The 6,995-nt window shown below is 44.9% G+C and carries 5 protein-coding genes; 2 read left to right on the forward strand and 3 right to left on the reverse strand.

The window, feature by feature from the left end; translation table 11 throughout:
* Nucleotides 1-41: 41 nt before the first annotated feature.
* From murJ to glyS, 3 genes are all read right to left on the reverse strand, one after another.
* Entirely contained in the window at nt 42-1,772 is a 1,731-nt protein-coding gene (gene murJ, locus H6G05_RS23015; RefSeq protein ID WP_408962493.1) for a murein biosynthesis integral membrane protein MurJ, read from the reverse strand.
* Nucleotides 1,773-1,929: 157 nt separating this feature from the next.
* Nucleotides 1,930-2,229 carry a 2Fe-2S iron-sulfur cluster-binding protein gene (locus H6G05_RS23020; RefSeq protein WP_190581957.1) on the reverse strand — a complete coding sequence of 100 codons (300 nt, stop codon included), beginning with the start codon at nt 2,227-2,229 and terminating at the stop codon, nt 1,930-1,932.
* Nucleotides 2,230-2,662: 433 nt separating this feature from the next.
* Nucleotides 2,663-4,789 carry a glycine--tRNA ligase subunit beta gene (gene glyS / locus H6G05_RS23025; protein ID WP_190581959.1) on the reverse strand — a complete coding sequence of 709 codons (2,127 nt, stop codon included), beginning with the start codon at nt 4,787-4,789 and terminating at the stop codon, nt 2,663-2,665.
* A 186-nt stretch (nt 4,790-4,975) separates the two neighbouring features.
* On the opposite strand from glyS, the gene H6G05_RS23030 reads away from it, so the two are divergent.
* Together H6G05_RS23030 and H6G05_RS23035 are read left to right on the forward strand one after the other, a co-directional pair.
* A complete protein-coding gene (locus H6G05_RS23030; RefSeq protein ID WP_190581961.1) occupies nt 4,976-5,671 on the forward strand; it encodes an aldehyde oxygenase (deformylating) in 696 nt (231 codons plus the stop codon).
* Between the two features lie 149 nt (nt 5,672-5,820).
* Nucleotides 5,821-6,840, forward strand: coding sequence for a long-chain acyl-[acyl-carrier-protein] reductase (locus tag H6G05_RS23035; protein ID WP_190581963.1), 1,020 nt, complete (start codon nt 5,821-5,823; stop codon nt 6,838-6,840).
* Nucleotides 6,841-6,995 lie beyond the last annotated feature (155 nt).

Below are 6,995 nucleotides of genomic sequence, written 5' to 3' on the forward strand. Positions count from 1 at the left end.
AACTTGAACAAGGGGCTTAAGCCCCTTGTTCAAGCTGGTATTTAACGTCGTGAAAATCGACGCTTGATTTGATTGGTGAGAGCGCCAATTTCAGGAATTCGCATTTGCATAGCGATCGCCCCAAAAATAGTAAAACCGACACCACTGGCGATCGCTAATCCACCGAGTTTTGCACCAAATTTCAAGAAGGGGCTGAGGCTGTAAAAACTCTGGCTGAGTAAATGATAAATCCCCCAACTCGCCCCACCTGCGATCACACTGGCGATGATTAAACCCAAGATCGTCATGCTCCAGCTTTTTAGTGGCATTCCATTGAGGCGGCGATCGAGGAAATAAATCATCGCCACCATCGAGATCACATTCACCGCAACCGTTGCCAAGACAATCCCTGCTGCGCCAAACCTCTGAACTAGCAAATAATCAAATAGTCCATTCAAGAAAATATTGACAATGCTGATTTTAAAAGGGGTGTCGCCATCGCCGAGGGCATAAAACACGCGCACCAGTACATCGCGCCCCAAATACACAAACATCCCTACTGCATAAGCCATTAAAACCACAGCAGTTAGTTGCGAAGCCTCCGCATCGAAAGCATAGCGTTCATAAACTACCTGTGAGATGGGCAAAGCCAAAGCTACCATCACTGCACTAATCGGCAACATTGTCAGCGCCGTGAGCATCAAGCCCTGACGAATACGCTGTTTTAGTTCATCCCAGTTCTCAGGATCGGTGAGCTTCGATAGGACAGGAAACAAGGGAACTAAAATCACATTCGACAAGATTCCTAGCGGCGTTTGAACTAGCAATCCTGCATAGCCCATTGCTGACACCGCCGCCGCCGCGTTGGGGATAAATGAGGCAAAAAATAAATCTGTCCAGACATTAATTTGCAGCATCCCCGATGAAAAAGTTGCAGGGAGCATGATTTTCATCACTTCCTTGACTTCGGGACGATGAAAGTCAAACCGCAGTTTAAATCCACCCATGCCAGCTTTCATCTGCACAGGTAGTTGCACCAACCATTGCAAAACGGCTCCTGCTAGAGTTGCCCAAGCAAGTACCGCACCGCCCAACACCGCATTTTCGGGCAACAAAATTTTGCTCCCCATTGTCCAGAACAAGCCGCCAATGCCAATCAACACGGTCAAGCTGGAGAATATGGGGCTGACCGATGGCAACCAGTAAGCATCAGCAGCATTCAGCGCTCCAAAGCCGATCCCCACTAGTCCCGCTAAGACTGCCATCGGAGCCATGATCTGAAACTGCTGAATCGCAATATCTTTAGTAATCTTCAGATTTTGAATAGTTTCAACAGAAATTCCTTTAGCCAGTAAATCCGCTTCTGGCACAAATAATCCTGGGGCAACCAGATGCATCAATGGCTCGGCAAAAATCACCAGCGCAATGCTCACCAGCAATAGAATCCCTGTAACGATCGTGGTGATGCTGTCGATGATGGCGGCGACTTCTTTGCGATCGCGTTTGGCTAACACACTAACGATCGCACTATGAAAGGGTCCATTAATGCCACCCAGCAAGATCAACAAGAACCCAGGGATCACGTAAGCAAAGTTATACGCCCCATAGGCAGTACCGTTACCAAAAGCGGCGGCGATCGCCACTTGGCGCAGTAATCCAAATATTTTGCTCAGTAACGTGGCGATCGCCACAATCGTCGCAATATTTAGTAGCGATCGCTTTGTAGATTGTTGAGCAGATTGCCCAGAAAATTGCTCAGTGGATGGTAATTCCTGCTGCGGTTCTGTGACGATATCGTCTTCTTCGTTGCCAGACAAAATTGGTGCGGTTCCTTACAATTTAGATTCTGAGAAATGTAGCATCAAATCATGACACAGACTAAAAAACTCCGAACGTTGTACATAAAGTACTAGCGATCGGAGCTTTTAAAATATTTATGAAAAGAAGCGATTAGTAGAGAGCTTCTTCTTGGTGGGTCAAGATTTCACAATCAGACTGAGCATAGGTTACGCAAAGAAGAGCGTAGCCAGCTTCGATTTGATCGTCATCCAAAAAGGACTGATCAGCTTGATCGATTTCACCCTTAACGATTTTGCCAGCGCAGGAAGAGCAAGCACCAGCGCGACAGGAGTAAGGAAGATCGATGCCTTGAGCTTCAGCAACGTCAAGAATGTACTCATCAGAAGGAACTTCGATAGTTTTATCAAGTCCGTCAGCTTCGTTAATCAGTCTTACTTTGTAGGTAGCCATGAATGTAATAAACCTCTTAAAGATTGCAGCCAAAAAAATAAACGAGGGCTTGAATTTGTACCCTATTAAAGGCACTCAGCCAAGTTACGTTTATTTCAATCACCCACAAGGGTATCAACACGCATCATATCGCTCTTGGCATCCAAGCGAACAACTAGCTTATTATTTCTATCATTGGTTATAGGTGATAGTTATCGATCGCTTTCAAGACCATCAAAATGACTAAAGCCCAATCCAGAAGAGCTTTCTAGGTGTTTTTGCAAAGGAATAAAATGATGAGTTTTCGTTTGTATTTTGATTTTTTTGATAAGTTTTTTTAATCTTATTCACAGACTTAATCACCGACCAGTTTTTGATATGAAAATTCAATCAATGATTACCCCCTTAAACAAAGAAGAAGGGACGCATTGTGTCCCTTCTTCTTTGTTTTTCTTTATTTCAGGATGGCACTAAAGTCAGCTAGCTGGCGGCTGTAGTTGCGGATAAGTCCCAGCAGATTCAAGCGATTTTGGCGTACTTGCGGATCTTCAGCCATGACCAGCACATCATCAAAGAATTTGGCTAAGACGGGCGCGATCGCCTTGATCCCCTCCATCAACTGCTCATCACTAGGCTGAATCGGTAAAGCGGCGATCGCTTGATATAAGTTCTGTTCTGCTGGTTCGGTTAAGGTGTCAGGATTGATAACAGCTTTCACGTCAACGGTCACACTATCAAGATTTCCCTGAACGGCAAGGCGAGAAGCCCTGACAATTGGCTCATAGATGCTGCTAAGGGTAGCGCTTTCACGAGATTTTTGGAGGAAGTGGGCGCGTTCTTTGATGCGGGTGAGATTGCTCAAACCTTGCAAGGTATAGGCGAGATCTTCAGTACCTGAAACTGCATTCACAAGATCATACTCAATGCCCTGATCAGCCAAAATCGTCTCGTAGCGTTGCTTAAACCATTTATAGAGATTTTCAAGAACCGTTTCCGCAGGTTGTGCTAGTAAATTCTTGTCAGCATAAATGGCGATCGCATCTTGCAAAAGTTTTGGTAAATCGAGGGCAAAACCGCTTTCCCAAGCAATCTGCACAACACCAGTCGCAGCCCGACGCAGCGCAAATGGGTCTGAGGAACCTGTGGGAACAATACCTAAGCCGAAAATGCCAACAAGGGTATCAATGCGATCGCTAATGGCAATTATCTGCCCCGTTAAGGTCGTGGGTAAGGTATCACCTGCACCTTTGGGTTGATAATGCTCACGAATGCCCGTTGCCACAGCCACTGGTTCATTACTCGAGAGGGCATAGTAATAGCCCATTTGTCCTTGGAGTTCAGGGAATTCCTTGACCATCTGCGTGACCAGATCGGCTTTGGCAAGTTGCGCGGTGCGATCGATCAGAGCTTGATTGGCTTCAGTGATTTCTAAATTGGAGATCGATGCAATAACGGATTTAGCGATCGCCCTAATCCTATCTACTTTCTCCGCAACCGAGCCAAGTTGAGCTTGAAATGTGACTTTTTCTAGTAGTGGCAAGAAAGTTTCTAAATGTACGGCGCGATCGCTATCGTAGAAAAATTTACCATCAGAAAGCCGCGCTCTAATGACGCGACCATTGCCCGCCGCAATCAAACGTGATTTATCAGGGTCACCATTGGAAATCGTGATAAAGCGAGGCAATAATTGATCGGGATTTTTGACCGAATGCACAGGGAAATAGCGTTGATGACTGACCATTTCGGTCTTAATTACTGGCTGCGGCAGTTCTAAAAACTCACGCTCAAATTCACCAATGACAGCGGTGGGAAATTCTACCAAGTAAGTAACTTCTTCTAATAAATCCTCAGAAATTTCTGCTTTACCGCCAAATAATTCCACAATGCTATGGATTTGGGTAAGAATATGCTTTTGACGTTCTTTGCCATCGACTAAAACAAAAGCTTCGCGCAGAGTCTCTACATAATCTTTGGCGGTGTCAATTACTACCGATCGCGGATGCAATACGCGATGCCCTTGACTGAGGCGATCGCTCTGCACATTTTCTAAAGCGATCGGCAACAGCTTGGAGTTAAATAACGACACCAACCAACGAATCGGACGGGGAAACTTAAGATCACCATGTCCCCAACGCATCAAACGCTTACCTTCTAAACCTGTAATCCAAGACGGGGCAAGCTCTTGCAAAATATCTGCCGTCTCACGACCAATAATTTGCTGATTAGCAAATACAAACGCGCCCTTATCCGTCTCTTTGATTAAAATATCTTGCAAATCTATACCTTTAGACTTGGCAAAACCTAGCAAAGCCTTGGTTGGCTCACCTTGAGGGTCACCATTCACAAAGGCTGAGCCAACTGCTGGCCCCTTAATCTCGAGACTGCGATCGCTTTGTTGGATTGGCAACCCCTCGATTAGTACGGCAAGACGGCGAGGTGTACCATAGACACTGACCTTACTCGTAGTTAGTTGGTGTTCATCTAAATTCTTGGGGATGCGCTCTTGCCATTGGCGCAAAGCATCGACAATAAAGCTAGCAGGTAGCTCTTCAGTACCAACTTCTAACAGAAAACTTGCCATAACTACGAGTTGAGGGACATTCTTCAGTTTAACGCTTTGGCGTGTAAAAAACTAAAACTTAGACAAGGTGTTGACTACGAAGCTTGATCACACCTTTATGGGTTTTAATTTTATTGCATAGTCCACTTAGCATAAAATAGCAAGAGATTAACTTTTATTGAGCAGGGATATTTAAAGAGGCAAAACATGGGGCAAACACTCGAAGCTGTAGCGATTGACTATCACACAGAAAACTATCGCGATGCCTACAGTCGAATCAATGCCATTGTCATTGAAGGAGAAGCGGAGGCGTACAGCAATTATCTCCAACTAGGAGAGCTACTGCCCGAATTTACTGAAGATTTTACCAGACTTGCCAAGATGGAGGATCGCCACAAAAAAGGCTTTATCGCCTGTGGTAAAAACCTCAAAGTCACACCTGATATGGACTTTGCAGAAAAATTCTTTGCTGAATTGCATGGCAATTTTCAAAAAGCGTTTGCAACAGGGGATATCGTTACTTGTCTGCTGATCCAATCACTCATCATCGAGTGCTTTGCGATCGCTGCTTACAACATCTATATTCCTGTTGCCGATCCTTTTGCGCGCAAAATCACTGAAGGCGTGGTCAAAGACGAATACTTGCATCTCAACTTTGGCGAAGAATGGTTGCAAAATCATTTTGATGATTCCAAAGCTGCTTTAGAGCAAGCCAATCGTCAAAACTTGCCCATCGTCTGGAAAATGCTCAACCAAGTCGAAAATGATGCCAAAGTCCTTGGCATGGAAAAAGAAGCTTTGGTTGAAGACTTCATGATTCAATATGGCGAAAGTCTCGGCAAAATCGGCTTTAATACTCGCGACATCATGAGAATGTCTGCAATGGGTTTGGTCGCTGCTTAATTATTTGCTAAGACCCTCACCCCTAGCCCCTCTCCCAATGAGGGAGAGGGGACTTAGAATCTTTCCTCCCCTTCTCCCCCTTTGGGAGAAGGGGAAGGGGGATGAGGGAAACCCTTTTTCGTTGACAACTGTAACTGGTAACGCAATCGATGTTTGGTCTTATAGGGCATTTGACAAGTCTTGAACACGCTCAGTCTGTAGCAAGGGAATTAGGCTATCCCGAATACGCCGATCAAGGTTTGGAATTTTGGTGTAGCGCCCCGCCCCAAATTGTCGATCGCATCAAGGTTACGAGTGCCACAGGTCAGCAGATCGAGGGGCTATATGTAGAATCCTGCTTCTTACCTGAAATGTTAGCAGGCAATAAAATCAAAACTGCCATTCGCAAGATCCTCAATGCAATGGCATTGGCTCAAAAGAATGATGTGGATATCACTGCTTTGGGAGGATTTTCCTCGATTATTTTCGAGAACTTCAATCTTAGTCAGATGTCGAGCGTGCGAAACATTCAACTAGAATTTAATCGCTTTACTACGGGGAATACGCATACCGCATATATCATTTGTCGTCAGATCGAAGAAGCAAGTCGTAAATTTGGGATTGACTTAGCTAAAGCTACGGTCACAGTCTGCGGCGCAACAGGTGACATCGGCAGTGCGGTTTGTCGTTGGCTGGATGCGCGGACTAATATCAAAGAATTACTGCTCGTCGCTCGTAATCGGGAGCGATTGCAGGAGCTACAGGCTCAACTTGGTCGCGGTAAGGTTTTAGAGATTGATGAAGCCCTACCGCAGTCTGACATTATTGTGTGGGTGGCGAGTATGGCAAAGGGGATGGCGATCGATCCTGCCACTCTCAAGCATCCTTGCATCCTGATTGATGGCGGCTATCCTAAAAATATGTCTACTCTGGTTCAAGAAGAAGGCATTCATGTCATTGATGGGGGCATCGTCGAGCATAGTCTCGATATTGATTGGAAAATCATGAAAATCGTGAATATGACAGCCCCAGCTCGTCAGCTTTTTGCCTGTTTTGCAGAATCGATGCTTTTAGAGTTTGAAGGTTGGCATACTAATTTCTCTTGGGGACGCAACCAAATCAGTATTGAGAACATGGACAAAATTGGTGAAGTGTCAATCAAACATGGATTCAGACCATTAATCAATTAAAAAAGTAGAGGCAATTCATGAATTGCCTCTACTTTTTTATAGCTGTCGCCATTCTATAGCAATCCTAAATGAGTTGTGAGAAAGTAGAAATCAGGAAAATAATTTTAGAAGAGAAAAACATGACCGAAGAACTGCAAGAATTTATCGAGGCAAAT

The organism is Phormidium tenue FACHB-1050 (assembly GCF_014696925.1).
In the GTDB taxonomy this organism is placed as follows: Bacteria; Cyanobacteriota; Cyanobacteriia; order Pseudanabaenales; family Pseudanabaenaceae; genus Pseudanabaena.